This window comes from Dietzia aerolata (genome assembly GCF_014144865.1).
Taxonomy (GTDB): domain Bacteria; phylum Actinomycetota; class Actinomycetes; order Mycobacteriales; family Mycobacteriaceae; genus Dietzia; species Dietzia aerolata.
This window is the reverse complement of sequence record NZ_JAALDM010000258.1, coordinates 1-1884: the sequence shown is the minus strand read 5'-3', so window position 1 is coordinate 1884 and position 1884 is coordinate 1. Positions and strand designations below refer to the sequence as shown.

The window sequence follows — 1884 nt, the reverse complement described above, 5'->3', positions numbered from 1 at the left end:
CTCCCTCATGTCACAGTCCGGGCTCCGTCCGCGCTATCGCCCGTGGCCACTTGCTTAATCCTCAGTAATTCTTTCGTAAACAGAGACTTAGGCTTAGAGTGGGTCTCGGCCCGGAGATCGTGCTCGGGCATGACGGAATCGGACTATGGCCCCTCTCGATACTTCGCACCCTCGGGCACCCGGCCCCGAGGCACGCTCGCTCCCCTCACACCGCGGGCGGCTCCTGGGCTTCGTGCCGCTTGTTTTCGCGATGGTCGTCACCCTGGTGCTCGGTGGCGCGTCGGTGTCGCGTGCCCTGTCGTTCCCCCCGCTCGACGCGCACACGGACCTGGAGTTCTCCCTCGACGGGTCGACGTGGTCGGATGCTCCCGACGAGGTCCTCGGGTCGTGGGGCTGCGACCTGGACGAGCCGTTCACCACCTCTCCTGGTGGCCCGATCAGCGGCACCGCCGGCGTCGACCCGTGTGCCATGTCCCCGGGTGAGTACATCGACCGCACCTACTTCGTGCGCAACTCCACTAACTCCGGCCGCCCCGGCCTGTACGAGGTCGGGATCGGCGACTTCGAGCTGTCCAGCGAAGCTGAATTCTCCGTGAGCTCGGCCATCACCGGCCTGACAGGCGCGGACACAGGCGAGGTCACGTTGTTCGGCGACGGCACCGCGCAGGCCGATCAGACCCCGGCACGCGGCAGCCGGCTCGCGGCGCTACAGCTTGCTCCGGGTGCGGAGGCCAAGGTCGTCGACACGGTCTCGGTCCCGGCGAACCCCTTGAACTACGAGCAGGACCAGAGCGTGAGCCCGCGGATCTGGGTGTCGTTCTCGGACATCGGGGTCGTCGACACCGACGGTGACGGGCTGCCCAACAACGTCGAGGGCGAGATCGGCACCGACCCAGGCGATCCGTTCAACCTGCTTCCCAGCGGCACCGTCGGCGACCGCTACGGCCCCGTGGACTTCCTCCCCATCACCCCGCCGGACACCCAGCTCGACGTCGACTCCTCGACTCTGCCGCCCGGCCTTCGACTGGCGAACGGTCGTCTCGTCGGGACCCCGACCGAGGCGGGGACCTACGACATCGCGTTCATCGTGACGATGCCCGGTGGCGCGGAGTTCACCTCGGTTCGCCGGGTCGTGATCGATCCCCCTGGTGGCGGTAGCAGCGGAGGCTCGGGCTGGTTGCCTGATTGGTCCTGGCCGATCATCATCGGCGCGGGCATCGCCATCGTCATCGGGATCATCGTCCAGTGGCTCGGCTCGTCTGAAGGGTCGTCCGCTGGCTCGACTGCTGGATCGTCGGGCGGGTCGGATGCTGGCTCGCTCGGTTCGACAGTCGGCTCCACTGTCGGCTCGGTCATCGGGTCGGCCGGCAGTGGCTCGCTCGACGCTGGCTCGCTCGGCCTCGGCTCCAACGACGGCGGCTCGTCCGGCTCCTCTGGCTCGTCCGGCTCCTCGGGCTCCATCGGCTCCTCTGGTTCGGCCGGATCCGTGGGGTCCTCTGGTTCCTCCGGTTCGTCGGGCAGCCTCGGCTCGGTGGCGGGTTCGATCGGCGACACGATCAGCGCCTGGGTCGTCGCGGTGACCGACGCCGTCAACAACGCCATCGATACCGTGATCGGCTTCTTCACCGGCGACGACGATGACGAAGACGACACCGATACCAACACTGACACCAACACCGACACCAACACCGACACCACCGGTGGCACGGGCACCGGTGCCGGCACGGACCCCAACATAGGCACTGTCTCGAGCCTCGGCGAGGGGGTCAGTGCAGCCCCAGGCACCGGCGGCGGGGCCGGAACCGGTGGCGCGCCAACCGATGGCACTGGCGGAGATGCCGGCGCGGGTGCCGGCGCAGCCGCTGGCGCAGGTGCCCCGGCGGC

1 protein-coding gene is annotated in these 1884 nt (G+C 68.6%); it reads left to right on the top strand.

What is annotated here, in order from left to right:
- Window positions 1-232: 232 nt before the first annotated feature.
- Window positions 233-1884, top strand: a 1652-nt coding sequence (locus G6016_RS14200; protein WP_241730326.1) for a thrombospondin type 3 repeat-containing protein, incomplete at its 3' end; no start/stop codon positions are given.